28 protein-coding genes and 1 riboswitch are annotated in these 24,949 nt (G+C 68.5%); of the genes, 16 read left to right on the plus strand and 12 right to left on the minus strand.

Annotated elements, in window-relative coordinates; genetic code table 11:
• Positions 1-10: 10 nt before the first annotated feature.
• The 3 genes from queG to LPB142_RS14835 all read left to right on the plus strand — a co-directional run bounded on the left by queG (position 11) and on the right by LPB142_RS14835 (position 2,314).
• Positions 11-1,066, plus strand: a complete 1,056-nt coding sequence (queG, locus tag LPB142_RS14825; protein ID WP_071166828.1) for a tRNA epoxyqueuosine(34) reductase QueG — start codon at positions 11-13, stop codon at positions 1,064-1,066.
• Positions 1,067-1,091: 25 nt separating this feature from the next.
• Entirely contained in the window at positions 1,092-2,033 is a 942-nt protein-coding gene (locus LPB142_RS14830) for a DMT family transporter (RefSeq protein WP_071166829.1), read from the plus strand.
• Between the two features lie 89 nt (positions 2,034-2,122).
• Positions 2,123-2,314, plus strand: a complete 192-nt coding sequence (locus LPB142_RS14835) for a hypothetical protein (RefSeq protein ID WP_068765450.1) — start codon at positions 2,123-2,125, stop codon at positions 2,312-2,314.
• A 90-nt stretch (positions 2,315-2,404) separates the two neighbouring features.
• Here LPB142_RS14835 and LPB142_RS14840 read toward each other — a convergent pair whose 3' ends face one another.
• Positions 2,405-3,274, minus strand: coding sequence for a branched-chain amino acid aminotransferase (locus tag LPB142_RS14840; RefSeq protein WP_071166830.1), 870 nt, complete (start codon positions 3,272-3,274; stop codon positions 2,405-2,407).
• Positions 3,275-3,427: 153 nt separating this feature from the next.
• Here LPB142_RS14840 and LPB142_RS14845 point away from each other — a divergent pair, with 153 nt between their 5' ends.
• The 6 genes from LPB142_RS14845 (at position 3,428) to LPB142_RS14870 (ending at position 8,393) form a co-directional block, all read left to right on the plus strand.
• The gene (locus tag LPB142_RS14845; protein ID WP_068765452.1) at positions 3,428-3,928 is read left to right on the plus strand and encodes a MarR family winged helix-turn-helix transcriptional regulator; all 501 of its coding nucleotides are present in this window, start codon (positions 3,428-3,430) and stop codon (positions 3,926-3,928) included.
• Positions 3,928-4,662: a response regulator gene (locus LPB142_RS14850; protein ID WP_068765453.1), complete on the plus strand. Its 735-nt coding sequence runs from the start codon at positions 3,928-3,930 to the stop codon at positions 4,660-4,662. The genes LPB142_RS14845 and LPB142_RS14850 overlap by 1 nt, the downstream gene beginning before the upstream one ends.
• Positions 4,663-4,851: 189 nt before the next feature.
• Positions 4,852-5,409 (plus strand): ubiquinol-cytochrome c reductase iron-sulfur subunit, encoded by a 558-nt coding sequence (gene petA / locus LPB142_RS14855; protein WP_068765454.1) that lies wholly within the window; start codon positions 4,852-4,854, stop codon positions 5,407-5,409.
• A 14-nt stretch (positions 5,410-5,423) separates the two neighbouring features.
• Positions 5,424-6,737, plus strand: coding sequence for a cytochrome b (gene petB, locus LPB142_RS14860; RefSeq protein WP_068765455.1), 1,314 nt, complete (start codon positions 5,424-5,426; stop codon positions 6,735-6,737).
• Between the two features lie 15 nt (positions 6,738-6,752).
• Complete coding sequence (locus LPB142_RS14865) at positions 6,753-7,538, plus strand: cytochrome c1 (protein ID WP_068765456.1); 786 nt, start codon at positions 6,753-6,755, stop codon at positions 7,536-7,538.
• 102 nt (positions 7,539-7,640) lie between these two features.
• The gene (locus tag LPB142_RS14870) at positions 7,641-8,393 is read left to right on the plus strand and encodes an NYN domain-containing protein (RefSeq protein ID WP_068765457.1); all 753 of its coding nucleotides are present in this window, start codon (positions 7,641-7,643) and stop codon (positions 8,391-8,393) included.
• Here the strand turns inward: LPB142_RS14870 and LPB142_RS14875 are convergent, their stop codons facing one another.
• Both LPB142_RS14875 and aroC read right to left on the minus strand, forming a co-directional pair.
• The gene (locus tag LPB142_RS14875; RefSeq protein ID WP_068765458.1) at positions 8,394-9,014 is read right to left on the minus strand and encodes a TetR/AcrR family transcriptional regulator; all 621 of its coding nucleotides are present in this window, start codon (positions 9,012-9,014) and stop codon (positions 8,394-8,396) included.
• A 114-nt stretch (positions 9,015-9,128) separates the two neighbouring features.
• A complete protein-coding gene (gene aroC, locus LPB142_RS14880) occupies positions 9,129-10,229 on the minus strand; it encodes a chorismate synthase (protein WP_071166831.1) in 1,101 nt (366 codons plus the stop codon).
• Positions 10,230-10,317: 88 nt separating this feature from the next.
• A riboswitch (TPP riboswitch) is annotated at positions 10,318-10,427 on the plus strand.
• A gap of 38 nt (positions 10,428-10,465) precedes the next feature.
• Between aroC and LPB142_RS14885 the strand changes: the two genes are divergently transcribed.
• The 4 genes from LPB142_RS14885 to LPB142_RS14900 all read left to right on the plus strand — a co-directional run bounded on the left by LPB142_RS14885 (position 10,466) and on the right by LPB142_RS14900 (position 14,110).
• Positions 10,466-11,452: a thiamine ABC transporter substrate-binding protein gene (locus tag LPB142_RS14885; RefSeq protein ID WP_071166832.1), complete on the plus strand. Its 987-nt coding sequence runs from the start codon at positions 10,466-10,468 to the stop codon at positions 11,450-11,452.
• Positions 11,428-12,969, plus strand: a complete 1,542-nt coding sequence (locus LPB142_RS14890) for an ABC transporter permease family protein (protein WP_071166833.1) — start codon at positions 11,428-11,430, stop codon at positions 12,967-12,969. Before LPB142_RS14885 ends, LPB142_RS14890 begins: the two co-directional genes overlap by 25 nt.
• Complete coding sequence (locus LPB142_RS14895; RefSeq protein ID WP_071166834.1) at positions 12,953-13,663, plus strand: thiamine ABC transporter ATP-binding protein; 711 nt, start codon at positions 12,953-12,955, stop codon at positions 13,661-13,663. The genes LPB142_RS14890 and LPB142_RS14895 overlap by 17 nt, the downstream gene beginning before the upstream one ends.
• 108 nt (positions 13,664-13,771) lie before the next feature.
• Complete coding sequence (locus tag LPB142_RS14900; RefSeq protein ID WP_068765462.1) at positions 13,772-14,110, plus strand: I78 family peptidase inhibitor; 339 nt, start codon at positions 13,772-13,774, stop codon at positions 14,108-14,110.
• Here the strand turns inward: LPB142_RS14900 and LPB142_RS14905 are convergent, their stop codons facing one another.
• A complete protein-coding gene (locus tag LPB142_RS14905) occupies positions 14,111-14,563 on the minus strand; it encodes a cytochrome c (protein WP_198037840.1) in 453 nt (150 codons plus the stop codon). It lies immediately after the preceding gene.
• A 327-nt stretch (positions 14,564-14,890) separates the two neighbouring features.
• Between LPB142_RS14905 and LPB142_RS14910 the strand changes: the two genes are divergently transcribed.
• Entirely contained in the window at positions 14,891-15,238 is a 348-nt protein-coding gene (locus tag LPB142_RS14910) for a DUF2794 domain-containing protein (protein ID WP_071166836.1), read from the plus strand.
• On the opposite strand, the gene LPB142_RS14915 is transcribed toward LPB142_RS14910, so the two are convergent.
• From LPB142_RS14915 to LPB142_RS14925, 3 genes are all read right to left on the minus strand, one after another.
• On the minus strand, positions 15,239-16,063 hold the full coding sequence (locus LPB142_RS14915; RefSeq protein ID WP_083392698.1) for a C40 family peptidase: 825 nt from the start codon (positions 16,061-16,063) through the stop codon (positions 15,239-15,241). It lies immediately after the preceding gene.
• Positions 16,060-17,481, minus strand: a complete 1,422-nt coding sequence (locus tag LPB142_RS14920) for a leucyl aminopeptidase family protein (RefSeq protein ID WP_232230900.1) — start codon at positions 17,479-17,481, stop codon at positions 16,060-16,062. The genes LPB142_RS14915 and LPB142_RS14920 overlap by 4 nt, the downstream gene beginning before the upstream one ends.
• 63 nt (positions 17,482-17,544) lie before the next feature.
• Complete coding sequence (locus tag LPB142_RS14925) at positions 17,545-17,925, minus strand: hypothetical protein (RefSeq protein ID WP_071166837.1); 381 nt, start codon at positions 17,923-17,925, stop codon at positions 17,545-17,547.
• Positions 17,926-18,090: 165 nt separating this feature from the next.
• On the opposite strand from LPB142_RS14925, the gene LPB142_RS14930 reads away from it, so the two are divergent.
• Positions 18,091-18,741: a carbonic anhydrase gene (locus tag LPB142_RS14930; protein WP_068765466.1), complete on the plus strand. Its 651-nt coding sequence runs from the start codon at positions 18,091-18,093 to the stop codon at positions 18,739-18,741.
• Positions 18,742-18,783: 42 nt separating this feature from the next.
• Complete coding sequence (locus LPB142_RS14935) at positions 18,784-19,218, plus strand: hypothetical protein (RefSeq protein WP_071166838.1); 435 nt, start codon at positions 18,784-18,786, stop codon at positions 19,216-19,218.
• A 3-nt stretch (positions 19,219-19,221) separates the two neighbouring features.
• Here LPB142_RS14935 and LPB142_RS14940 read toward each other — a convergent pair whose 3' ends face one another.
• From LPB142_RS14940 to LPB142_RS14960, 5 genes are all read right to left on the minus strand, one after another.
• Positions 19,222-20,826 carry a DUF4139 domain-containing protein gene (locus tag LPB142_RS14940; RefSeq protein ID WP_071166839.1) on the minus strand — a complete coding sequence of 535 codons (1,605 nt, stop codon included), beginning with the start codon at positions 20,824-20,826 and terminating at the stop codon, positions 19,222-19,224.
• A gap of 104 nt (positions 20,827-20,930) precedes the next feature.
• On the minus strand, positions 20,931-21,953 hold the full coding sequence (locus LPB142_RS14945; protein ID WP_068765469.1) for an aspartate-semialdehyde dehydrogenase: 1,023 nt from the start codon (positions 21,951-21,953) through the stop codon (positions 20,931-20,933).
• Between the two features lie 66 nt (positions 21,954-22,019).
• A complete protein-coding gene (locus LPB142_RS14950; RefSeq protein WP_071166840.1) occupies positions 22,020-22,640 on the minus strand; it encodes a glycosyltransferase family 29 protein in 621 nt (206 codons plus the stop codon).
• Entirely contained in the window at positions 22,637-23,659 is a 1,023-nt protein-coding gene (locus LPB142_RS14955; RefSeq protein ID WP_071166841.1) for a glycosyltransferase family 4 protein, read from the minus strand. The genes LPB142_RS14950 and LPB142_RS14955 overlap by 4 nt, the downstream gene beginning before the upstream one ends.
• Positions 23,660-23,668: 9 nt before the next feature.
• Positions 23,669-24,853: an MFS transporter gene (locus tag LPB142_RS14960; protein WP_068765472.1), complete on the minus strand. Its 1,185-nt coding sequence runs from the start codon at positions 24,851-24,853 to the stop codon at positions 23,669-23,671.
• Positions 24,854-24,949: the final 96 nt, after the last annotated feature.

The following is a 24,949-nucleotide window of genomic DNA, read 5'->3' on the forward strand; positions in this document are numbered from 1 at the left end:
TTGAGGCAAGATGAAAGAGGCCGGGTTCAAGGAGCGGCTGATCGCGAAGGCCCTGGAGGAGGGGTTTTCGAAGGCGCGCGTGACGCGGCCCGATGCGATCCCGCAGGCGGCGGGGCGGCTCGAGGCCTTTGTGGCAGCGGGGCTGCATGGGCAGATGGGCTGGATGGCGGAGCGGCGGGAGTGGCGGGGCAACCCGGCGGCGCTCTGGCCCGAGGCGCGTTCGGTGCTGATGGTGGCGGAGAGTTATGCGCCCGATATGGACCCGCGCGCGGCTTTGGCGGACCCGGGCCGCGGGGCGGTCAGCGTCTATGCGCAGGGCAAGGATTATCATGACCTCGTGAAGCGGCGGCTCAAGCGCACCGGGCGGTGGCTCATCGACGCGGCGGCGAAGGCGGGGATTGCTTGCGAGATCAAGGTCTTCGTCGATACCGCGCCGGTGATGGAGAAGCCTTTGGCCGAGGCGGCGGGGCTCGGCTGGCAGGGCAAGCACACGAACCTTCTGGCGCGCGATCTGGGCAACTGGTTCTTTCTCGGCGCGATTTTCACGACGCTGGATCTGGCGCCCGATGCGCCGGAGGGGGGCCATTGCGGGAGTTGCACGGCCTGTCTCGCCGCCTGCCCGACGGAGGCGTTTTTGGGGCCTTACCGGATGGATGCGCGGCGCTGCATTTCTTACCTCACCATCGAGCACCGGGGGCCGATTGCGGAGGAGTTGCGGGCGCGGATGGGCAACCGGATCTATGGTTGTGACGATTGTCTGGCGGCCTGTCCGTGGAACAAGTTTGCGGCAGAAGCGCGCGAGATCGGCTATGCCGCGCGGGTGGGGGCGCCGCCGCTGGCCGAGCTTGCCGCGCTTGATGACGCCGCGTTTCGGGCGCGCTTTGCGGGCTCGCCGATCAAGCGGATCGGGCGGGATCGGATGCTGCGCAATGTGCTCTATGCGATCGGCAATTCGGGTGACCCGGCGCTCGCGGGTGCCGCCGCGCCGCATCTGAACGACCCCGACCCCACGATCGCCGAGGCCGCGGCCTGGGCGGTGGCGCGGCTCGAGCGGCCCTTGCCATGACCCGCGCCTGCGCTAGCTTGGCGCCATGACCCCCGCCTCGACCACGCTCCAGCACCGCCCCGCCCTCGGCATCGGGTTGAAACTCGCCTCGGTGCTGATCTTCATCGTCATGTCGGCGATGATCAAGGCGGCGGCCGAGCATGTGCCCGCGGGGGAGACGGTGTTCTTCCGCTCCTTCTTTGCGGTGCCGGTGATCCTTGTCTGGCTGGCCTGGCGGGGCGAGCTGGCGACGGGGCTGCGGGTCGCGCGGCCGATGGGCCATGTCTGGCGAGGCGTGGCGGGCACGGCGGCGATGGGGCTCAACTTCGCCGCGCTCGGGCTCTTGCCGCTGCCGGAGGTCACCGCGATCGGCTATGCGAGCCCGCTCCTCGTCGTCATCTTCGCGGCGATGTTTCTGGGCGAGGAGGTCCGCGCCTTCCGGCTCTCGGCGGTGGCTTTGGGGCTCGTGGGCGTGCTGATCGTGCTCTCGCCGCGCTTCACCGCGCATGACGGCTCCGACCGCGAGGCCTTTGGCGCGATGGTGGTGCTGACCGGCGCGCTTTGCACCGCGCTTGCGCAGGTCTTCATCCGCAAGCTCGTCGCGACCGAGCGCACCTCGGCGATCGTGTTCTGGTTCTCGGTGACCTCGACGGTGCTCTCGCTCGTCTCGCTGCCCTTCGGCTGGGTCGTGCCGAGCGCCGAGGAGGCCGCGCTCCTGATCGGCGCGGGCGTGCTCGGCGGCATCGCGCAGATCTTCCTGACCTCCTCCTATCGCTTCGCCGATGCCTCGATCGTGGCGCCCTTCGACTATGCCTCGATGATCTTCGCGCTTTTGATCGGCTATTTCATCTTCGGCGAGGCGCCGACCGCGGTGATGCTCGGGGGGGCTGCGCTGATCATCCTCGCGGGCGTCTCGATCATCTGGCGCGAGCACCGCCTCGGCCTCGCGCGCGAGCGTCAGCGCAAGGCGCAGACCCCGCAGGGCTGAGCCCGCGCCAACCCTGCGGCAAGATGGTGCGTGCAATTTCGCGCGACTCGTGCTATGGTTGTTCCATAGATGAGCTGAAGGAGGCACTTATGACCCGTCACGTCATCGACCAACCCCGCGACCGCAACGACGAGGCCCGCATGCGGCATTTCCTCGATATCGCGCGCAAGGAAGGGGTTCACCCGGCGGTTACCGAACTGAATGAACGTCCGGTCGATCGCTCGGCGCGAAAGGTTCAGGAGTTCCTCCGGATTGATCGCGAGCAACAGGAGGACGCCTGAGGGCGCTCGCCGGTCACTTCCCCAAGGCCTGAAAGAAAAGGCGCGCCCTCCGTAAGGGCGCGCCTTTCTGTTTCGGCTTGGGCCTGAGGCTCAGGCGCGCACGAGGCGCTCGTAGCTTTCCGCGATATCGCGGGTCAGCGCGCCCACTTCGAAGTGGAAATCGCCGATCTGGCCGACCGGGGTGACCTCGGCCGCCGTGCCGGTGAGCCAGCATTGCTCGAACCCGGCAAGCTCGACCGGCTCGATATGGCGCTCATGCACGGTGATGCCCTTTTCCTTCAGCATGCCGATCACCGTCTGACGGGTGAGGCCGTTGAGGAAGCAATCGGGCTTGGGCGTATGCACTTCGCCATCCTTGACGAAGAAGATGTTCGCGCCGGTCGCCTCGGCGACATAGCCGCGGTAATCCATCATCAGCGCATCCGAGCAGCCCTTCGCCTGGGCGGCGTGTTTGGACATCGTGCAGATCATGTAGAGCCCGGCGGCCTTCGCCTCGCAGGGGATCGTCTTCGGGTCCGGGCGGCGCCATTTCGAGATGTCGAGCTTGGCGCCCTTCATCTTCGCATCGCCGTAATAGGCGCCCCATTCCCAGCCCGCGATCGCGAGTCGCACCGGGTTGTGGATCGCCGAGACGCCCATTTCCTCGCCCGCGCCGCGGAAGGCGATGGCGCGCACATAGGCGTCGGTCCAGCCGTTCGCCTTCAGCATCTCGTATTTCGCGGCCTCGATTTCCTCGACCGAATAGGGGATCTCCATGTCGAGCAGATTGGCCGAGCGCCGCAGCCGCTCCGAATGTTCCACCCCTTTGAAAATCTTGCCGTTATAGCACCGCTCGCCCTCGAAGACGGACGAGGCGTAATGCAGCGCGTGGGTCAGAATGTGGACATTCGCATCCCGCCACGGAACGAGCTTGCCGTCCATCCAGATCCAGCCATCACGATCATCATAAGCCCCGGCCATTTTATCCTCCTTCGGATCCCCGGTTTTTCAAAAGTTGCGCAAGTTATGTCCGCCGCGGTCATAAAGTTGCGTAAATTCTGCGCCTCGGTAACATATTGATTCTTGGAAAGTCAACAAGGCTGACATAAAATCACCAAAAAGAGAGGACGAGCGATGGCCGACATTGCCCCGCAGGGCGGCGAAACCCTGCTGTTTCTGACCGATGAACAGCTGCGCAAGGGCATCGAGGCGATGTTCTTCGCCTATCGCGGCTTCACCGCCGACCCGGACCGGATCCTCGACCATCACGGCTATGGCCGCGCCCATCATCGCGCGATCCATTTCATCAACCGCCAGCCCGGGCTGACGGTCACCACGCTCCTGTCGGTGCTCGGCGTCACCAAGCAGAGCCTGAACCGCGTCCTGCGCACGCTGATCGAGGACGGGCTGGTCGAGAACCGCGTAGGCAAGCGCGACAAGCGCGAGCGTCATCTCTATCTGACCGAGGCCGGATCGGCGCTCGAGCGCGAGCTTTCGGGCGCCCAGCGCGAGCGGATGCGCGCGGCCTATCGCGCCGCCGGGCCGCAGGCGGTGGCGGGGTTCCGCCAGGTTCTCGAGGCGATGATGGATGCCGACATGCGCCGCCAGTATCAGCAGATGAAGGATGGCGCCTGATGGGTATCGCGCTGCAAACGCCGCATCTGCTGATCGTCGATGATGATGAGCGGCTCCGCGGGCTTCTCCACAAGTTCTTGACGCGCAACGGCTTTCTGGTGACGGCGGCGCGCGATGCGGGCCATGCGCGCCGGCTTCTCGCCGGGCTCGAGTTCAACATGATCGTGCTCGATGTGATGATGCCGGGCGAGGACGGGCTGACGCTGACGCGCGATCTGCGGGCGCATCGGGTGGTGACGCCGATCCTGCTCCTGACCGCGCGCGGCGAGACGCGCGAGCGGATCGAGGGGCTCGAGGCGGGGGCGGATGATTACCTGCCCAAGCCCTTCGAGCCGAAGGAGCTTCTGCTGCGGATCAACGCGATCTTGCGCCGGGTGCCGAGCGAGGTGCAGGCCGGGCCGAAATATCTCACCCTCGGGCCGCTGCGCTACGATCAGGACCGGGGCGAGCTCTGGTCGGGCGAGAGCCCGGTGCGGCTGACCGCGACCGAGGCGGCCCTGATGCGGATCTTTGCCGCGCGCGCGGGCGAGGTCGTGAGTCGCGCCGATGTCATCGAGGAGCTTGGCCGCGACCGGGCGGGCCTTGCCGGGGCGAGCCCCGAGGAAAGCGTGGGCGGCGACCGCGCGATCGATGTGCAGATCACCCGGCTGCGCCGCAAGATCGAGCCCGACCCGCGCGAGCCGCGCTATCTGCAGACGGTGCGCGGGCTGGGCTACATGCTCGCGCCCGACTGAGCCGGCGCGCCTGCTAGCGATAACCCTGTTACTTGGGGGTCGCGGTCGTGCAATTGCAAGACGATGCGCGCTATTGTCCGCTGGACTGACAGGGTTGTGATTGCTAAAGAGCGGCCATGTTCGGCGGCACATAGTGCGGCCCGGAACGTCGTATCGGCCTCACCCCAGGCCCGGGAAGGGAGAAAATTCGTGTCCCACGCAGAAGATCACGCAGGCACTCGGAGGGATTTCCTCTACTATGCCACCGGCGCCACCGGCGCGGTGACTGTCGGTGCGGCCGTCTGGCCGCTGGTCAATCAGATGAACGCCTCGGCGGATGTCAAGGCGCTCGCCTCGATCTACGTCGACATCTCGGGCATCGAGCCCGGCACCCAGCTGACCGTGAAATGGCGCGGCAAGCCGGTGTTCATCCGTCGTCGCACCCAGGAAGACATCGATTCGGCCCGCGCCGTCGATATCGCCACGCTGACCGACCAGAGCTCGGAAAACGCCAACAAGCCGGGCACCGACGCCTCGGATGAGAACCGCACCCTCGACGAAGCCGGCGAATGGCTCGTGATGATGGGCGTTTGCACCCACCTCGGCTGCGTGCCGCTCGGCGATTCGGGCGATTTCGGCGGCTGGTTCTGCCCCTGCCACGGCTCGCACTACGACGCCGCCGGCCGGATCCGCAAAGGCCCCGCGCCGCGCAACCTCGATATCCCGATCGCGGCGTTCACCGACGAAACCACGATCAAGCTCGGCTGAGGGAGAGCATAAGAATGGCTGGAATTCCGCACGACCATTACGAGCCCAAGACGGGCTTCGAAAAATGGCTCAATGAGCGCCTTCCGATCGTCGGTCTGATGTATGACACCATCATGATCCCGACGCCGAAGAACCTGAACTGGTGGTGGATCTGGGGCATCGTCCTCGCGTTCTGCCTGGTGCTGCAAATCGTCACCGGCATCGTGCTCGTGATGCACTACACCCCGCATGTCGACCTGGCCTTCGCCTCGGTCGAGCATATCATGCGCGACGTCAACGGTGGCTGGGCGATCCGCTACATCCACGCGAACGGCGCTTCGCTGTTCTTCTTCGCCGTCTATATCCACATCTTCCGCGGCCTCTACTACGGCTCGTATAAAGCCCCGCGCGAGATCACCTGGATCGTCGGCATGGTCATCTATCTCGCGATGATGGGCACCGCCTTCATGGGCTACGTGCTGCCGTGGGGCCAGATGTCGTTCTGGGGCGCCACCGTGATCACCGGCCTGTTCGGCGCCATTCCCGGCGTGGGTCCGGCGATCCAGGATTGGCTGCTGGGCGGGCCGGCCGTCGACAACGCGACGCTGAACCGCTTCTTCTCGCTGCACTACCTGCTGCCCTTCGTGATCGCGGCCCTCGTCGCCGTGCACATCTGGGCCTTCCACACCACCGGCAACAACAACCCCACCGGGGTCGAAGTGCGCCGTGGCTCGAAAGAGGAAGCCGCCAAGGACACCCTGCCCTTCTGGCCCTATTTCGTGGTGAAAGACCTGGTGGCGCTCGCGCTCGTGGTGACGATCTTCTTCGCGGTCGTCGGCTTCATGCCGAACTACCTCGGCCACCCCGACAACTACATCGAGGCGAACCCGCTCTCGACGCCGGCGCATATCGTGCCCGAATGGTACTTCCTGCCGTTCTACGCGATCCTGCGCGCCTTCACCGCCGACGTCTGGGTCGTGATGCTGGTCAACAAGATCACCTTCGGCATCGTCGACGCGAAGTTCTTCGGCGTGCTGGCGATGTTCGGCGCGATCATCGCGATGGCGCTGGCGCCGTGGCTTGACACCTCGCGCATCCGTTCGGGCCAGTTCCGTCCGATGTTCAAATGGTGGTTCTGGCTGCTCGCGATCGACTTCGTGGTGCTGATGTGGGTGGGCGCGATGCCGACCGACGGGATCTATCCCTACATCTCGCTGATCGGCGCGACCTACTGGTTCGGCTACTTCTTCGTGATCCTGCCGGTGCTCGGCCTGATCGAGAAGCCGCTGCCGATGCCGGCGACGATCGAGGAAGACTTCAATAACCACTACGGCGCCAAGGCCGAGTAAGGAATAGGACCGGATATCATGAAAAACCTTCTGATCTCTGCCGTTTCCGCGCTTGCGATCGGCACCGGTGCGGCCTTCGCCTCGGGCACCGCCGAGGTTGAGGACTTCGCCTTCTCGTTCGAGAGCCCCTTCGGGCGCTACGATCAGCAGCAGCTGCGTCGCGGCTTCCAGGTCTACCGGGAGGTCTGCTCGGCCTGCCACGGCCTGAAATTCGTGCCGATCCGCTCGCTGTCGGACAAGGGCGGCCCGGAAATGGACCCGGAATGGGTGCGCGGCTTTGCCGCCGAGCTCGACCCGGCGATCGACAAGGAAACCGGCGAAGAGCGCCCGCGCAAGGAAACGGACATGTTCCCGATCCGCGTGGGGGATGGCATGGGCCCGGACCTGTCGCTGATGGCCAAGGCCCGCGCGGGCTTCCACGGCCCCTACGGCACCGGCCTCAACCAGCTCGTCAAGGGCATCGGCGGCCCCGAATATATCCACGCTCTGCTCACCGGCTTCACCGGCGAAGAGAAAGAGGAAGCGGGCGCGATCTACTATGAGAACCATGTGTTCTCGACCGGCTGGATCGCCATGCCCCCGCCGCTCTCGGATGAGCTCGTGGAATATGAAGATGGCACCCCGGCGACCGTCGAACAGATGTCCGAGGACGTGTCGGCCTTCCTGATGTGGACCGCCGAGCCGAAGATGATGGCGCGCAAGAACATGGGCTTCACCGCCGTGCTCCTGCTCGGCCTGCTGACCACGCTGCTCTATCTGAGCAACAAGCGGATCTGGGCGCCCCACAAGGGCAAACACTGATCCACGCGGTCAAAGCCTTTGAAACGCGCCCTCCGGGGCGCGTTTTCTTTTGTCATGGCGCGCGCGGGCTCGGTCGGGTAGCTTGGGCGCAAAGGAGCCCCCATGACCAATACCCGCGCCCCGCGTCTGTGCGTCCTGATCGACGCCGACAACATCCCCTCCCAACATGCCGAAGCGATCTTCGAGGAGATCTCGGGGCTTGGCGAAGCCTCGGTGCGGCGGATCTATGGCGATTGGTCCTCGACCCGGCTCGCGGGCTGGGCGCGCAAGGTCAATGCGCTCGGCATGGTCGCCGATCAGCAGTTCTCCAACACCAAGGGCAAGAACGCCTCCGATATCGGCCTGGTGATCGCGGCGATGGATTTCCTCCATTCCGGGCTCTTCGACGGCTTCGTGCTGGTCTCCTCGGACAGCGATTTCACCCGCCTCGCCTCGCGGATCCGCGAACAGGGGCTCGATGTCTTCGGCATCGGCGAGAAGAAGACCCCGGAGGCCTTCCGCAACGCCTGCAAACGCTTCATCTATGTCGAGAACCTCGGCGCCGAGTCCGCGCCTGAGGCCGAGCCCGAAGCCGTCGCGCCGAGCGGCCCGCAGCCCGCGGCCCCCGCGCCCGCCTCGACCAAACTCTCCCCCGCGCAGGCGATCCCGCTGATCGTCGCGGCGATGAAACGCATCGGCCTCGAGGAAGACTGGTATTCGCTCGGCCAGATCGGCCAGTTCATCACCCAGGCGAGCCCCGATTTCGACACCCGCACCTATGGCAGCGCGAAACTCTCCGACCTTCTGCGCAAGACCGGCCGGTTCGAGGTCAAACAGGGCCCCGGCAACCACCTGATCGTGCGCGATCTCGCCTGATCAGCCCTTCGCGCCGTAGCGCGCCATGAACATCTCGACCGCGCCGTCGATCGTGCGCTGTACATCGCGCGGCGCGCAGCAGGCATCGACCCCGAAGATCAGCCGGGCGTGGATATCGGCCTTGCACAGCTCCGCGAACTGATCGGCGGCGAGGTCGAAATCCTCGATCGCGAGCTCGCCCCGCGCCACCGCCTCGCGCAGATACTCGACAAGCCGCATGCGCACCATCATCGGGCCGGAGTGGTAGAACTCATGGCCGAGCTGCGGGAAACGGTCGGCCTCGGCGACACAGATCCGAAAGATCCCCTGCCCGAAATCCGAGGTCATGAAGGCCACGATCCGCTCGGCCGCCGCGCGCAGCACCTCGCGCACGGGCGCGCCGGTGCGGGTGATCTCCACCGCTTCCTCGGATTGGCGCGCGCATTCCGCCTTCGCGACTTCCATGAAGAGAAGCTTCTTGTCGGGGAAATAGCTGTAGAGCGTCGCCTTCGACACCCCCGCCTCCCGCGCGATATCATCGACCGAAGCGCCCTCGAACCCGTCGCGCAAAAAGATCGTGCGCGCGCCGTCGAGCACTTGCCCGAATTTGCGGCCCTTGCGGATTTTCGTTGCCTCGGTCACGCGCCCCCGTCCCCCTGGTAAAGCCCGATGGCCGAGAATAGCGCCGCGCCGCGCCAAACGGCAAGGCCGCAGCCTCGCCCGCGCGCGCGCTCCGCAGCGTCACGGGCGCCGCGCTCAGCCAATCTCGCCGCGCATACCGCCGGTTTGCGCACGATCGAGGAGCAGGTGATCGAGGATCACGCAGGCCATCATCGCCTCGGCGACCGGCACCGCGCGGATCCCCACGCAGGGGTCGTGGCGGCCCTTCGTCACCACCTCGACCGCCTCGCCCGCGGTGTTGATCGAGCGCCGCGGCGTCAGGATCGACGAGGTCGGCTTGACCGAGAAACGCAGCACGATCGGCTGGCCCGTGGTGATGCCGCCCAGGATCCCGCCGGCGTGGTTGGTCAGATATTCCGGCCCCTCCGGCCCCATCACGATCTCATCGGCGTTCTCGGTGCCGGTCAGCATCGCCGCCGCCATCCCCTCGCCGATCTCGACGCCCTTGACCGCGTTGATCGTCATCATCGCCGCGGCGAGGTCGCTGTCCATCTTGGCATAGATCGGCGCGCCGAGCCCGGGCGGGCAGCCCTCGGCGACAAGCTCGATCATCGCGCCCACCGAGTTTTGCCCCTTGCGCATCGCCTCGAGGTAATCGCTCCATTCCGCCACCGCCTCGGCATCGGGGATGAAGAACGGGTTGCGCAGGATCTCGTCGCGGTCGAAGCGCTCGCGGTTGATGTGTTTGGCGCCCATCTGGGTCATGTAGCCGGTGATCACGAGCCCCGGCACCAGCGCCTTCAGCACCGCCTGCGCCACGCCCCCCGCCGCCACCCGCGCCGCGGTTTCGCGCGCCGAGGACCGCCCGCCGCCGCGATAATCGCGCAGCCCGTATTTCTGGTGATAGGTGATATCGGCATGGCCCGGGCGAAACTGCCGCGCGATCTCGCCGTAATCCTTCGAGCGCTGGTCGGTGTTCTCGATCATCAGCTGGATCGGCGTGCCGGTGGTGCGCCCCTCGAAGACGCCCGAGAGGATCTTCACCTGATCGGGTTCCTGGCGCTGGGTGGTCATCTTCGACTGGCCCGGGCGGCGGCGGTCGAGGAAGACCTGGATGAACTCCTCGGAGATCTCGATGCCGGGCGGGCAGCCGTCGACGGTAGCGCCAAGGGCCGGCCCGTGGCTCTCGCCCCAGGTGGTCACGCGGAACATATGTCCGAAGGTGTTGTAGCTCATCGGCGCCTCCCTTTGCTGCCGAAATAGCCGCCGGGCGGGCGCGGCTCAAGCGATTTCCCTTGCAACGCGGGCGCGCGCGCCTATCTTGCGCGCTACCTCGGGGTGCCGAGGGGGCCCGCCCCCCGGCTGAGATGCGCAAGCAAACCCGTTGAACCTGACCCGGTTAGAACCGGCGGAGGGAAGGTATCCGGGCGCACTCTCCCGGCCTGACCCCCGTCAAGCCATTGGAGAGACTAATGAAATACCCTCTGATGCTTGCGGCCCTCGCTCTCGCGACCCCCGCGATGGCGGCTGACAAGCCCGTGCTCACCGTCTATGCCCCCGATTATTTCACCTCCGAATGGGGCCCCGGCCCCGCGATCGAAAAGGGCTTCGAGGCGCGCTGCGGCTGTGATCTCGACTTCGTCGCGGGCGATGTGCTGCCGCGCGTGCTGCTTGAGGGCGACAAGACCGAGGCCGATGTGGTGATCGGACTGACCACCGATCTGATGGCGCGCGCCCGCGCCACCGGCCTCTTCGCGCCCCATAACGAGGATGTCGCGCGCCTGACCCTGCCGATCGCGTGGGACGACGCGACCTTCCTGCCCTTCAACTGGAGCGAGACCGCCTTTGTCTATGACAAGACCCGCCTCGCCACCCCGCCCGCGAGCTTCCAGGCGCTGCTCGACGCCCCCGACGACGCCTTCAAGATCGCCATCGAAGACCCGCGCAGCTCGGAGCTCGGCCTCGCGCTCGTGCTCTGGGTGAAGGCGATCTATGGCGACAAGGCGCCCGAGGCCTGGGCGAAGCTCGCGCCCAAGGTGCTGACCGTGACGCCCGGCTGGTCCGAGGCCTATGGCCTCTTCACCGATGGCGAGGTCGACATGGTGCTCTCCTTCACCACCTCGCCCGCCTATCACCTGATCGCCGAGGAGGACGCCACCAAGGCCGCCGCGATCTTCCCCGAGGGGCATTATTTCTACACCGAGGTCGCGGCCCAGCTCACCACCTCCGATCAGCCCGACCTCGCGCAGGCCTTCCTCGATTACACCCTCTCGGACGAGTTTCAGGGCATGATCGCGACCGCGAACTGGTCCTATCCGGCGGTGATCAAGGAGGGCTTCCTGCCGGCGGGCTTCGCCGCCCTGCCGCGCCCGGAAAAGACGCTCTTTTATAGCGAGACCGAGGCCGAGGCGCTGCGCGAAGGCGCGTTGGAAGAATGGCGCGCGGCCTTCGCCAAATAATCCCGGCGGCGCTGGCCGCGGGGGTCGCGGTCGCGCTGGTCGCGGGCCCGCTCGGCGCCGTGATCTGGCGCGCGGGCGGGTTCGGCGCGCTCCGGCCGGCCGATCTCGAGGCGGTCTGGTTCACGCTCTGGCAGGCGGCGGCCTCGGCCGCGCTCTCCTGCGCGCTCGCCGTGCCGGTGGCGCGCGCGCTCTGGCGGCGGCGCTTTGTCGGGCGGGGCGCGCTGATCGCGCTGATGGGCGCGCCCTTCCTGCTGCCGACCGTGGTCGCGGTGATGGGGCTGATCGCGGTGTTCGGGCGGCGCGGCTGGGTCAACGGCGCGCTCGGCGCGCTCGGCCTGCCCGAGGTCACGGTCTATGGCGCGGGCGGCGTGATCCTTGCGCATGTGTTCTTCAACCTGCCGCTGGCCACGCGGATGGTGCTCGGCGGCTGGGCTGCGATCCCGGCCGAACGGCTGCGCCTTGCCGCGGCGCTCGGGCTCGGCCCGCGCGAGATCGCCCGCCATCTCGAGCGCCCGATGCTGCGCGCGGTGCTGCCCGGCGCGGCGCTCGCGATCTTTCTGGTCTGCCTGAGCTCCTTCGCGGTGGCGCTGATCCTCGGCGGCGGCCCGCGCGCCACCACCATCGAACTCGCGATCTATCAGGCCTTCCGGCTCGATTTCGACCTCGCCCGCGCGGCGGCGCTGGCGCTGGTGCAGGTCGCGATCTGCCTTGCCGCGCTTGCGCTCGCGGCGCGGGTGACGCGCGCCGAGGGCTTCGGCGCGGGGCTTGATCGCGCGCAGCCCCTCGCCGCCCCGGCCGGCGCGCGGCGCGCCAAGGACACCGCGCTGATCACCCTCGCGGCGGCCTTCCTGCTCGCCCCGCTCGCGGCGCTGCTCTGGCGCGGGCTGCCCGCGCTCGGCGCGCTGCCGGGCTCGATCTGGGCGGCCTGCGCGACCTCGCTCGCCCTCGCGCTCGGCGCCACCGCGCTCACCCTTGCGCTCGCGCTGCCGCTTGCGCTCGCCGCGCCGCGCGCGCGGTGGGCCGAGGCCGCGGGGATGGCGCCGATGGCGGTCTCCGGCCTCGTCCTCGGCACCGGGCTGTTCCTGATCGCGCGGCCCTTCGTGAGCCCCCCCGCGCTCGCCCTGCCCGTCACGCTCGCGACCAACGCGCTCCTCAGCCTGCCCTTCGCGCTGCGCCTCCTGCTGCCCGAGGTGCGCCGCCTGCAGGCTGATTACGACCGCCTCGCGAGCGCGCTCTCGCTCACCGGCCTGGCGCGGCTGCGGCTCTTGACGCTGCCGCGCCTTGCCCGCCCGCTCGGCCTCTCGGCGGGCATCGCGGCGGCCTTCTCGATGGGCGACCTCGGCGTCATCACCCTCTTCTCGGACGGCCGCACCCAGACCCTGCCGCTCGCGCTCTATCAGCTCATGGGCGCCTATCGGATGGATCAGGCCGCCGCCGCCGCGAGCCTGCTCATGGCCCTCACCTTCGCCCTCTTCTGGGCCTTCGACCGGATCGGACAGCATGCTGACCCTCGATAACCTCTTGATCGAACAGGGCGATTTCACCCTCCGCGCCGATCTCACCATCGCCACGCACGCCCGCGTGGCGCTGATCGGCCCCTCCGGCGCGGGGAAATCGACGCTCCTCTCCACGATCGCGGGCTTCCTCGCCCCCGCCGCCGGGCGCCTGCTCTGGCAGGGCGCGGATCTCGGCCCCCTCGCCCCCGGCGCGCGCCCGCTCTCGATCCTCTTTCAGGATCAAAACCTCTTCCCCCATCTCAGCGTGGCGCAAAACATCGGCCTCGGGCTCGACCCGCGGCTGCGCCTGAGCAAGGCGGATCACGCCCGGATCGAGGCGGCGCTTGCGCGCATCGGGCTGCCGGGGCTCGGGGCCCGCCGCCCGGCCGATCTCTCCGGCGGCCAGCAAAGCCGCGTGGCGCTCGCCCGGGCGCTCCTGCGCGCGCGCCCGCTTCTCCTCCTCGATGAACCCTTCGCCGCGCTCGGCCCCGCGCTGAAGGCCGAGATGCTCGCCCTCGTCGCCGAAATCGCCACCGAAGAGGCGCTCACCGTGCTGATGGTCAGCCATGACCCCGAGGACGCCCGCACCCTCTGCCCCGAGACGATTCTCGTCGCCGAGGGCCGCGCCGCGCCGCCCGCGCCGACCGAGACGCTGCTCGCCGCGCCGCCGCCCGCGCTCGCCGCCTATCTGGGCAACACTCTCCCGAGAATTTGATCGCCCGCGCCCCCTCATACCGCGCCACGGGTTCTCAACCCGCGCGCGGGGCTATATAAATTCCCGATCGCCCGCGCAGGGCATGCAACCCCAAACCGAAGGTTCGAGATGTTGATCCGCCTTTCCCTGATCGCCGCCGCCGCGCTGAGCCTTGCGGCCTGCCAGTCGCCCGTTGAGGACACCCCGCCGCAGCCGCTGCCGACGCCGCACATGACCCCCGCGGTCACGCAAACCGGCCCGCTCGAGCAGCGCGAGCCCGATACCTGCCACGCCGCCGACCATATCGGCGTGCTCGGTCAACCCGCGAGCGTGATCCCGACGCTCGGCATCACCCGCGCGATCAATGTCGTCGAATGGCGCGGCATCGAGCCGCAGGAATACAACCCGCAGCGCGTGGTGTTCCGCCTCGACGCGGCCGGCAATATCTTCAACATCGACTGCGGCTGATCACATCCGGAAGCGGCCGTGGCAATCCTTGCACGCGGCCGCCACCGGCGCGAGCGTCTCGGCCAGAGCCGCGGGGCTCGACCACTCGAGCCCCATCGCCGCCTTCACAAGGCGGTTTTCCTTTTGCCGGAACTCGGCCCGCGCGGTCCAGATATCGGGCAGCCCGTCCGAGGCCGGGTCATCGGCCTTGTCCTTGTAAGCCGCCTCGACCTTGTCGGCCCGCGCCAGAAAAGCGTTCACCGCCGCCTCGGCCGCGGCCTCGTCGAAGGCCACCTTCCCCGCCGCCAGATCGCCCAGCGCCGCGAGATCGGCCTTCATCGCGCGCATCAGCTGCACCCGCGCGAGCACGGTCGGGTCGGTCGGATCCTCGCCCGCAAAGGCCGCGGGCGCGGCGGACAGAACGGCAAGGCTCAGGGCCAGGGGCAGGGGCAGGGCGAGGGGCGCAAGACGCATGGGCGAAATCTCCGGCTTTTGGCCCATTTATTCGGGCTAAATCCGCCGGGGGCAAGCCGCGCCGCGCCCGCTCACGCAAATGCGAAACCCCGCCCTGGCAGGCGGGGTTTGGCGCGAAAAGCGCCCCGACGGCACGAACTGGGTGGGGGCTGTTGACCGCACCGCCGGGGGTTAGCGTTTTCCGCTAAGTCACTTATCCCCCCAGATCGCGGCAGCACCGGGCGCGAATCCCGGCATTCCAGAGGTCTTTTCACGGCATTTTTGCGGCGCGACATCCCGCCGCAGCCGGGCCTTGATTTGCGCGCCCGGCGGTGTCACGATTCGGTCATGTCGATCCATGACCCGACCCCGTTCCCCGGCCCGCGCCCTGCCCCCGAGCAGGTCGCCTTCGACCGGACCGAGCTCGGCACGATCCTCGGGCTTTACGGGCGGATGGTCGCGGCCGGCGAGTGGCGCGACTACGCGATGAGCTTCCTGCGCGATGTGGCGGTTTTCTCGGTCTTCCGGCGCAGCGCCGAAAACCCGCTCTACCGGATCGAAAAGCGCCCCGCGCTGCGCAACCGCCAGGGCATGTATGCGGTGATCGGCATGGATGGCCAGATCCTCAAACGCGGGCAGGATCTCGCCTCCGTGCTGCGCGTACTCGAGCGCAAGCTGATCCGCCCGATCGAGTGATCAGGGGCGCTTGATCCCGTAAAACGGCCCCTGCCCGGCCGCCTCGATCCGCGCGAGACAGGCCGCGATCCCCTCATGGGCGACGCTCATCGTATGGCCATTGGCATGGAGGAGCACCTCGCCCGAGACCGCAATCGCCACATGCCCGCGCCAGAAGAAGAGATCCCCCCGCCGCGGCGCCGTGCCTGCGGGCAGGTAATCGCCGAAATCCGCGCGTTGCAGATCGCTGTCGCCCGCGCAGGGCCGGCCGGCGGCGTGGAAGGCCACCTGCACGAGGCCCGAACAATCGATCCCGTCGCGCGAATTGCCGCCCCAGAGATAGGGCGTGCCGAGGAGGCTCTCGGCGAGCGCGACCGGGTCGGGCGCGGGGGCGGCGAGCGGCGCGAGATGCTGGGCGGGGATGTAGCCCTCGGCGGTGCGGGCAAACCCGCCCGTCTCGGCCAACACCGCGACGCGCGCGCCGAGGCTGAGCCGCGCCACCTCGCCGCGTTTGATCGAGGCCTCGCGATAGAGATGCGTGGCGGGCGCCGCGACCCAATGCGAGGCCTCGCACGCCGGGCCCACCGCCGCCGCCGCGACCCAGCCGCAATAGCCATCGGCAACCGCCTGCACGAAAACCGCCTCGCCCGCGCGGTCGATCACCGTGAGCGCGGCACCAAAGAGCAGCTGGCGGTCGCGCAGCGCGCCGGGCTCGGGGCACAGATCGGCCACCGGCGCGATCAGGCTCGCGGCCTCACCCGCGGTGAAGGCGGGCGCCTCGATCTGGCCGCGCAGGCTCTCATGGGCCACACGGCCCGAAAACGGGGTCAGACGACGGTCGCTCACAGGCCCAGAACCTCCGGCAAAGCGGCAAGGATCGCGCGCGCGCCCTGGCCCACGCCGCCTTTCGGGCGGCCGGGCTGGGCGCTCGGCTGCCAGCCATAGATGTCGAAATGCGCAAAGCGCTCGGTCTCGGTGACAAACCGGCGCAGGAACAGCGCCGCCGTGATCGAGCCCGCCATACCGCCCGCGGGGGCGTTGTCGAGATCGGCGATCCCGGGCTCGATCAGGCTCTCATAGGGCGCCCAGAACGGCATCCGCCAGAGCGGATCGGCCACGGCCTCGGCGCCGCGCGCCAGCGCCGCCGCGAGCGCCGCGTCATCGGTGTAGAAGGGCGGCAGATCGGGCCCGAGCGCGACCCGCGCCGCCCCGGTCAGCGTCGCCAGACACAAGATCAGATCGGGCGCCTCTTCATCCGCCGCCGCCAGCGCATCGGCGAGCACGAGCCGCCCCTCCGCATCGGTGTTGTTGATCTCGACGCTCAACCCCTTGCGCGAGATGTAGATATCCTGCGGCCGGAACGCCGCGCCCGAGACCGAATTCTCGACCGCCGGGATCAGCACCCGCAGCCGTAGCCCGAGCCCCAGCGCCATGATCATCCGCGCAAGCCCCAGCACCGTCGCGGCGCCGCCCATGTCCTTCTTCATCAGCCCCATCGAGCTGCCCGGCTTGAGGTTCAGCCCGCCGGTGTCGAAACACACCCCCTTGCCGACCAGCGCGACCTCCGGCCCCTCCGCCCCCCAGCGCAGCTCGATCAGCCGCGGCGCCCGCGGGCTCGCCCGCCCGACCGCATGGATCAGCGGATAGCCCGCCTCGAGCAGATCCTCGCCGGTGATCACCGTGATCTCGGCGCCAAAGGCCGCGGCCAGCGCGCGCGCCTCGGCCTCGAGCTCGGCCGGGCCCATGTCATTGGGCGGCGTGTTGATCAGATCGCGGGTCAGCGCCTCGCCCGCCGCGATCGCCTCGAGCCGCGCGGCATCGACCCCCGCCGGCGCCACGAGCCGCGCGCAGGGCGCTTTCGCGGGCGCATAGCGGGCATAGCGATAGCCCTCGAGAAGCCAGCCGAGCGCGGCCTCCTCGGCCTCGGCCCCGCGCAGATCGCCCACGATCTGCCAGGCGCCCTCAGGCAGGCCCGCCGCCGCCTGCGCGAGCAAGAAGCGTTTCCTGACGCGCGCCTGCGCCGTGCCATAGCCGAAGAGCGCCCCCGCGACGCCCGCCTCCCCGGGCAGAAGACAAAGCTGCCCCGCCGCGCCGGTAAACCCTTGGGCGCGCGCGAACGCGGCCTGCGCTGGGGTGAGGGCTGCGGGCAGATCCGCCCCCGCCTCGATCAGAAAAAGCGAAAGCGCCGCAGTCCCCTGCGGCGCGAAACGCATCTCCGGGCGGTCGGTCAGAACGGCCAGCGGGGTTTGATCGGGCTGCGGCATCGGCGCTCTCCTTGAGGCAATCTCGCGCCCAAGGTAACGCCGCCGCCCGCCCCCGCAAGCCCCTTATCCGCCGATATCGGCCATATCCCAGACCGCGGTCAGCGACCGATCCGCGATCCGCACGAGCCGCGCGAGCACCGCCGCCTGGCCCACCTTGTCGGCGCGCGCCACACAGCCGCGCAGATCCCGCGCGATGCGCGCCAGAAGCGACAGCCCGACCTGCCGCGCCAGATGCTCCATCTCGCGCGCGGCCTGATCGAAGACCTCCGGCTGACCTTCCTTGAGCGCGACCTGGATGGCGAGCATATGCACCGCCAGATCCTCCATCGCGGCGGAAATCACCCGCTCCGCCGCCACCTGCCCGAGCTCGGCATAAAGCACCACGATCCGATCCGGATCGAGCCTCACCGGCTCATCACAGCGGAATTGTTCAATCTGCGCCACCCCTAACCTCCGCGCTTTTGCGGCACCGTCCGCATCCGTAGGCCCCCACGACCTGAGCCAAACATGCCCGCCAAGCCTCAAGAAATCGTTGAGAGGCGCGAAAAAATATCTCGAAATCCCGCGGAGGCGGCCCTATCTATCGCCCATCATCGAAAGGGACGTGAGATGAAGGAACATGTGCGCCCGTTGCCGACTTACCTCGTGCAACGCTATCTCGGCTGGAAGGCGACCACCTATGCCGAGAACCGTTCGTGGTACAAACGCCTCGCCGAGGATGGCCAGCGCCCGCGCGCGATGATCATCTCGTGCTGCGATTCGCGGGTCCATGTGACCTCGCTCTTCGGCGCCGACAGCGGCGAGTTCTTCAGCCACCGCAACATCGCCAACCTGGTGCCGAAGTTCAACCCGGACGGCGACCACCACGGCACCTCGGCGGCGGTCGAATATGCCGTGAAGGCGCTGAAGGTCTCGCATCTGATCGTGCTCGGCCATTCGCAATGCGGCGGCGTCGCGGGCTGCCATGCGATGTGCACCGGCCATGCGCCCGAGCTCGAGGAAAAGACCTCCTTCGTGGGCACCTGGCTGAACCTGCTTCGCCCGGGCTATGAGCACGTCAAGGAGCTCCCCGAGGCCGAGCAGGTCGCCGCGCTGGAGAAACAGGCGGTGATGATCAGCCTCGAGAACCTGATGACCTTCCCCTTCGTGCAGGCCGCGCTGGAAGAGGGCGACATGACGCTGCACGGGCTGTGGCACGACATCGGCTCGGGCGGGCTCAGCCAGCTCAACCCGGCGACGGGCGAATTCGAGCCGATCTGAGGCGTTCATCGCATCTTAAGCTTAACGCGGGAGAGTCGGGGCATGGAACAGCACCGACTCGTCACGCTTCGCCTGCCCGTGAGCCTGATCGCAAGGATCGAGGCGCGCGCGCATGGTGATCAGATCGCCCCGGCGGAGGTCATCCGCCGAGCCTTGATCGCGACATTGGCAGAGGGCGAGACCGCCCTCGCCCCCAACCTCATGGCGGCCAGGGCGGTGCAAGAGGCGCTCGCCGGGGCCGCGGGCTGGCTCGATCTGCAACACCGGCTGCGCCAGGAGGGCGTGGTGCTGCGGCTGCGGGCCGATCGCCTTGCGCTCAACAGCTGGCCCGCCGATCGGTTCATCCTCTGGCTCGACGATCTGGGCGAAACGCTCGCCGATCTGACGCTGCGGTTTCGCGCGCCCTTCCCGGGCGCAATCCCGCGGCGGCGCGCGCAACCGCCGCCGGAAGGGGCCGTGGCGCGCGACATCGCCTGAGGCTCAGCGCAGGATCTGCCCCTCGGGCCAGTTGATCGTGGTCTCGAGGCTGACCGTCTGCGTCGCCCCCGGCGCAACATCGAAGCGCCAGACCAGAAGCCCGCGCTTGTCCTCGTAGCCCTCCTCGGCCGGGGCGGGCGTCGCGGCATAGCTGATCTTGAGATCCTCCTGCTCGGCATAGGGCACCCGGTCGATCAGCCGCACCGGCCAGCTCTCGGCCGTCAGGTTCTTCACCTCGATCCGCACCCGCTCGCTGCGCTCATTGGTTTTCGAGATCAACCCGCGCCCGCCCTCGGCGCTGTCTTCGGTCACGCGCGTGAGCCGCAGCCCCTCGATCGCGCCAAAGCCGAGCCGCAGCCTGTCGCCCGCCACCACCTGCGGCAGATCCGTCGCGCCGACGATCTCGCCATCGACCCAGAGCATCGCCGGCCCCGCGAGCAACACCTCGCCGCTGGTGTTCTCGGCTTCCGCCACCCGATAGGCGGTCGCATCATAATAGGGCACGGCTTCGGCGAAGAGATCGGCGTTCAGCGCCACCGCGCCGAGTTTGAGCCGCAGCCCCTCGACCCCGTCGCGCAAATCGACCGGCCCGTCAAAGGCATAGCTCAGCGCCACCCCCTGCTGCGCGACCCCGTCCCCCACGATCACCGGCGCGGGCGCGGCCTCCATCATCGGCTCGGCATCGGCGGCAAACGTCTTCTCGGCGCGCAGCGCGGCCACCGGCTCGGGCGGGCCATAGCGCAGCGCCTCGGGCCAGAGCTCGGAGGGCGCGGCGCGCTCCGAGGGCGCCGCGGTCGAGAGCGTCAGCGCGACCCCCGACCAATCCTCGCCGCTCTCCTGATGCACCGACACATAACGATCGAGCGTCAACGCCCCGCTCGCCCGGTCGATGCGCGCATCATAAGCCGGCGCCCAACCCGCCGCATCGGTATAGCTGCGGATCTTCAGCGCGCCCGCGCCCTTCACCGTCACCAAAAGCGCGTCGCCCGCCTCGCCCGGGTGATCAATCGCCGCGAGCGCCTTTTGCGCCGCGGCAAGCTCCTCGCGGGCGGGCTCGAGCGCCACGGACGCGCGCCGCGCCTCGGCCTCGGCCGCAATCGCCGCGCGATTGGCCTCGAGCACCCCGGCCGACACCGCCGCCGCCAGATCGCCAAGCGCCTTGGGCGAGAGCCCGCCGGTCTCCGCCCCGCTCAGAAACGCCGCCCGCGCCCGCGCGGCCTCGGCCTCGGCGCGGATCGCCGCAACCCCGTCCTCGCCCGCCGCCAAAGCCTCCTCCGCCGTGGCCACCCGCGCGCGCGCCGCGGCCACTGCCTCGGGCACCACCGCGCCCGTGCCCTCGGGCAGCCGGTCATGGATCAACGACACCGCGCCGATCTCGAGCCCCTCGCCGCTGACCCGCAGGCTCGCCATATCGCTGCCCGCGGGCAGGCCGGTCACAAGATATTCGACGGGCTCGGCGGCCGAAACCTCGAGCGCGCGCGTCACCTCCGCCCCCCAGGGGTAGAGCGTCACCGCGACCGGCGCCGCGGCTTTCTCGAGCGGCGCGGCAAACAGCGCGGCTGGCGCGGCGCACAGGCACAGCGCGGCGATCAGGGAAACAGGTTTCATGGGGTCCTCCCGGAAAATCTCCGCGAAGGCTCCGCCCTTGCCCGCCCAAAAGCAAGAGGGCGCCGATCACGGCGCCCTCAAATTCCGGTCAGCTCAGGGCCGGATCAGCCCTTCTTGAGGCAGCGCTGGCCGAGCACTTCGGCGATCTGCACCGCGTTCAGCGCCGCGCCCTTGCGCAGGTTGTCCGACACGCACCAGATGTTCAGCCCGTTCTCGATCGTGCTGTCCTGACGGATCCGCGAGATATAGGTCGCATATTCGCCCACACATTCGATCGGGGTGATGTAGCCACCGGCCTCACGCTTGTCGACGACGAGGATCCCGGGCGCCTCGCGCAGGATCTCGGTCGCTTCTTCCCAGTCGAGGAATTCCTCGAACTCGATGTTGATCGCTTCCGAGTGGCCCACGAACACCGGCACGCGCACGCAGGTCGCGGTCAGCTTGATCGACGGGTCGAGGATTTTCTTGGTCTCGGCGACCATCTTCCACTCTTCCTTGGTCTCGCCGCTGTCGAGGAACACGTCGATATGCGGGATCACGTTGAAGGCGATCTGCTTGGGGTAGACCTTCGGCTCAACCTCCTGACCGGGGACATACATGCCCTTGGTCTGGTTCCAAAGCTCGTCCATCGCCTCCTTGCCGGTGCCGGAGACGGATTGATAGGTCGAGACCACGACGCGTTTGATCTTCGCGCGGTCATGCAGCGGTTTCAGCGCCACAACCATCTGCGCGGTCGAGCAGTTCGGGTTCGCGATGATGTTCTTGTTCTTGTAACGCACGACGTCGTCGGCGTTCACTTCCGGAACGATCAGCGGGATCTCGGGGTCATAGCGGTAGAGCGAGGAGTTATCGATCACCACGCAGCCCTGGCTCGCGGCCTTGGGCGCGTAAACCTTCGTCGCATCCGAGCCGATCGCGAAGAGCGCGATATCCCAGCCGGTGAAATCGAAGGTGTCGAGATCCTTGGTGGTCAAAGTCTTGTCGCCAAAGCTGACCTCAGTGCCCAGCGATTTGCGCGACGCCAGCGCCGCGATTTCATCAACCGGGAACTCGCGCTCGGCGAGAATGTTCAGCATTTCCTTGCCAACGTTGCCCGTGGCACCGACGACGACGACTTTGTAGCCCATCTAAGGCCTCCTTCTCGAAAGAACGAGGCCGCTTAGCGGAAACGCGCCGATTTGGAAAGGGATTCGCTACGATTTCGCCAAGGTGATGCGCGAATCCCGCGCCATCAGATCGGCGACCATCGCGGCCTCGGCGGCGAAATCATGCGGCGTCTGCTCGGCCCGGCGCCCGCCCGAGAGCGAGAGCGAGGCCATGAAATCGAAGCCGTAAAGCCGCAGCCCCGCCAGCGGCGCGCGGGCAAGCAGATCGATCAGCATCGCGCCGGTGGTAGGCTGCGCGCCGAGCCGCGCCTTGAGCGCCGCGTAATCGGCCAGCGGATGCAGGTAAAACCCGGGGCTCGAAGCGGTCGCCCAATCGAGGCGCTTCCTCTTGTGGCTCATCCACAGATAGCGCGCGGCACCGATCCGCGCGCGATCCGCCCCGCCCAGCCGGGTCGCAAGCGCAAGCCAATCGGTGCGCGCCCCGTGGCTCGCCGCCGCCGGCATCGGCGCGCGGTTGATCCTTATCACCAGATCATGGCCGTCGATCTCGGCGCCCAACTGGCTCTCGGAGAGCGCGCGCGCATTGCCCACCAGCGCCACCCGCCGCCCGGCGAGATCATTGAGAAGCGCGGCCTGCGGCACCGACAGCGCCGCGATCGGCGCCTCGCGACGCATCAGCCGCGCGAGGTAAAACCCCGCCCGGCTCACGCCAAAAGCTCGCGGTAAAGCGCCACCAGAGCCTCCGCCTCGCCCTCGATGCGAAACCGCTCCATGACCCGCGCCCGCGCCGCCTGCGAGGCCGCGCCGCGCCGCGCGCCATCGTCGAGAAACGGCGCCACCGCCGCCGCCAGCGCCCCGATATCGTCGGGCGCGACGAGCGCGCCGGTCTCGGGCGTCACGATCTCCTCGAAGGCGCCGACCCGCGTCGCCACCACCGGCACCCCGCAGGCCATCGCCTCGATCGGCGTCAGCCCGAACCCCTCCCAGCGCTGTGGCGCCACATAGAGATCGAGCACCCGATACCAATCGGCCATCTTGTCGACGCTGACCTCGGGCAGAAACAGGATCCGCCCGCCAAGCCCCGCCTGCGCCACCCGCGCCTTCAGCCCCTCGAGAAAGGCGCCATGGCTCTCGGTCGCGCGGCCCATGACGAGCGCGGTCACCCCCGGCCGCTGCGGCAAGAGCCCGATCATCGCCTCGACAAAAGCGTCGGTGCCCTTTTGCGCGCGGATCCGGCCGTAGCAGCCGACCAGCACCCCCTCGGGCAGGCCAAGCCGCGCGCGCAGCGCCGCGCGGTGGCTCGGCGGCGCAAAGCCCGCGGTATCGATCCCGTGCAAGATCACCCGCGCCGGGCGCTCGAGATAACCCGCCGTGCGCGCGCTCGTCGCCACCACCGCATCCATCCTTGAAATCAACCACTTGGTATAGCCGGTGTGGCGGCGCTGGCTGGCCGAGGTGAAGACGAATTTGAGATCCATCCGCGCCAGCGTCTTCAGCGCGAGCCCGAGCAACATCTCGGTATTGCGCCGCGCATGCCAGACCCGGCGGCGCCGCGGCAGGAACGGCACCCGCCAGAGCGGCACATGCGGCACCGAAGGCGGCAGCCCCGGCCCCGTCGCCGCGATGCCGATCAGCCTGGCCTGGAGCGGCACGAGGCGCACCACCGTCGCGGTGACGCCGGAGAGCCGGCGCTTGAGGTTCGGGGCGATGACATCGATCTGGGTCATGGGCGTGTTCTAGCGCGCGGCGTCGGGTTTGTCTCGGGCGAAGAGATAGACCGCAAGGCCGAGACAAACCGGCACGAGGAAGAACAGAAAGAGCCGCCCGAAGGCCTCGGCCGGGGGCAGATGCGCCGCCGCCTCATAGACGGGCCGCGAGCCGAAGCTCGCCGCCGCGACCCCGGTGATCGAGAACATGTTGAGGAGCGTGACCCCGCGCCCCACAAGATGCGGGGGGAAGAACGCGCGTCCATGCGCCATCAAGACCGGGAAGGTCGCGCCAAAGAAGCCGATCACCGCAAAGACCGCCGTCGCCTGCCACAGCCCCATCCCCGGCGCGAGCCACAAGACCGCGATCGCCCCGGCGAGCACCATATTGCCCAGGAGCGCCACCCGTTTGTGGCTGCCGAAGATCTTGTCGGCCGGGCCATAGGCGAAATTCCCCGCGATCATCGCGAGCCCCATCACCAGCGTCACCTGCCCGATCAGCGCCGCATCCGCGCCATGCACCGCGTCGAGATAGGGCCCCGCCCAGAGCCCCCGGATCCCCGCCGCGGCGGTGTAATTCGCCGCCGTCATCGGCAGGAGCATCCAGAACCCCGGCAGCCGCAGGATATCGAGCACCGAGCCGCGCGGGCCGGCATGGGCGACGCGCTCGGGGTCGCGGGTTAAGGTCAGGATCGCGAGCGCGACCACCGCCGTCACCACCGCCAGCCCCCACAGCGTGCCGCGCCAGCCAAAGGCCTCGACCGCCGCCGCCAAAGGCGCCGCGCCGGCGAGATTGCCGAGGCTGCCCGTGCCGAGCATCGCGCCGGCCAGCGTGCCAAACATCGCCGGCGCGAAGCTGCGCGCGAAGATGTAATAGCCCGCCATCAAGACCGGCGAGCAGCCGACCCCGATCAGCATCATCGCGACATGCACCCCCCAGGGCCCCTCGGCCATGGCGAAAGCCGCCGCCCCGCCCGCCCCGCCGAGCGCCAGCAGCCACCCCGCCGTGCGCCGCGGCCCGATCCGGTCGAGCGCCTCGCCCACCGGGATCTGCATCACCCCGAAGGCGACATACCAAAGCCCCAGCGACACCGCGAGATCGCCCGCATCGGCGCCGAGCTCGGCCTTGAGGGTCGGCGTCAGAACCGCGAGGCAGGCGCGGTAGAACTGGCTAAGCACATAGCCCAGCACCAGAAAAGCAATCGACAGGCGCATGATCCCCCCCGTGAAGGCCCCGAAGCTGACAGAGACCGCGGGCGCGCGCAAGGCCTTGCGGCGGCGGCGCGCGCCGGGCAGGCTAGGCCAAAAGGA

It is taken from the genome of Rhodobacter xanthinilyticus, from assembly GCF_001856665.1.
GTDB classification, from domain to species: Bacteria; Pseudomonadota; Alphaproteobacteria; order Rhodobacterales; family Rhodobacteraceae; genus Rhodobacter; species Rhodobacter xanthinilyticus.

Bases quoted from the DNA above. Each gene is read 5' to 3' on its own strand.
- queG (WP_071166828.1), top strand. From the start codon at position 11: ATGAAAGAGGCCGGGTTCAAGGAGCGGCTGATCGCGAAGGCCCTGGAG.
- LPB142_RS14830 (WP_071166829.1), top strand. From the start codon at position 1,092: ATGACCCCCGCCTCGACCACGCTCCAGCACCGCCCCGCCCTCGGCATC.
- LPB142_RS14835 (WP_068765450.1), top strand. From the start codon at position 2,123: ATGACCCGTCACGTCATCGACCAACCCCGCGACCGCAACGACGAGGCC.
- LPB142_RS14840 (WP_071166830.1), bottom strand. From the start codon at position 3,274: ATGGCCGGGGCTTATGATGATCGTGATGGCTGGATCTGGATGGACGGC.
- LPB142_RS14845 (WP_068765452.1), top strand. From the start codon at position 3,428: ATGGCCGACATTGCCCCGCAGGGCGGCGAAACCCTGCTGTTTCTGACC.
- LPB142_RS14850 (WP_068765453.1), top strand. From the start codon at position 3,928: ATGGGTATCGCGCTGCAAACGCCGCATCTGCTGATCGTCGATGATGAT.
- petB (WP_068765455.1), top strand. From the start codon at position 5,424: ATGGCTGGAATTCCGCACGACCATTACGAGCCCAAGACGGGCTTCGAA.
- LPB142_RS14870 (WP_068765457.1), top strand. From the start codon at position 7,641: ATGACCAATACCCGCGCCCCGCGTCTGTGCGTCCTGATCGACGCCGAC.
- aroC (WP_071166831.1), bottom strand. From the start codon at position 10,229: ATGAGCTACAACACCTTCGGACATATGTTCCGCGTGACCACCTGGGGC.
- LPB142_RS14885 (WP_071166832.1), top strand. From the start codon at position 10,466: ATGAAATACCCTCTGATGCTTGCGGCCCTCGCTCTCGCGACCCCCGCG.
- LPB142_RS14890 (WP_071166833.1), top strand. From the start codon at position 11,428: ATGGCGCGCGGCCTTCGCCAAATAATCCCGGCGGCGCTGGCCGCGGGG.
- LPB142_RS14895 (WP_071166834.1), top strand. From the start codon at position 12,953: ATGCTGACCCTCGATAACCTCTTGATCGAACAGGGCGATTTCACCCTC.
- LPB142_RS14900 (WP_068765462.1), top strand. From the start codon at position 13,772: ATGTTGATCCGCCTTTCCCTGATCGCCGCCGCCGCGCTGAGCCTTGCG.
- LPB142_RS14905 (WP_198037840.1), bottom strand. From the start codon at position 14,563: ATGCGTCTTGCGCCCCTCGCCCTGCCCCTGCCCCTGGCCCTGAGCCTT.
- LPB142_RS14910 (WP_071166836.1), top strand. From the start codon at position 14,891: ATGTCGATCCATGACCCGACCCCGTTCCCCGGCCCGCGCCCTGCCCCC.
- LPB142_RS14920 (WP_232230900.1), bottom strand. From the start codon at position 17,481: ATGCCGCAGCCCGATCAAACCCCGCTGGCCGTTCTGACCGACCGCCCG.
- LPB142_RS14930 (WP_068765466.1), top strand. From the start codon at position 18,091: ATGAAGGAACATGTGCGCCCGTTGCCGACTTACCTCGTGCAACGCTAT.
- LPB142_RS14935 (WP_071166838.1), top strand. From the start codon at position 18,784: ATGGAACAGCACCGACTCGTCACGCTTCGCCTGCCCGTGAGCCTGATC.
- LPB142_RS14940 (WP_071166839.1), bottom strand. From the start codon at position 20,826: ATGAAACCTGTTTCCCTGATCGCCGCGCTGTGCCTGTGCGCCGCGCCA.
- LPB142_RS14945 (WP_068765469.1), bottom strand. From the start codon at position 21,953: ATGGGCTACAAAGTCGTCGTCGTCGGTGCCACGGGCAACGTTGGCAAG.
- LPB142_RS14955 (WP_071166841.1), bottom strand. From the start codon at position 23,659: ATGACCCAGATCGATGTCATCGCCCCGAACCTCAAGCGCCGGCTCTCC.
- LPB142_RS14960 (WP_068765472.1), bottom strand. From the start codon at position 24,853: ATGCGCCTGTCGATTGCTTTTCTGGTGCTGGGCTATGTGCTTAGCCAG.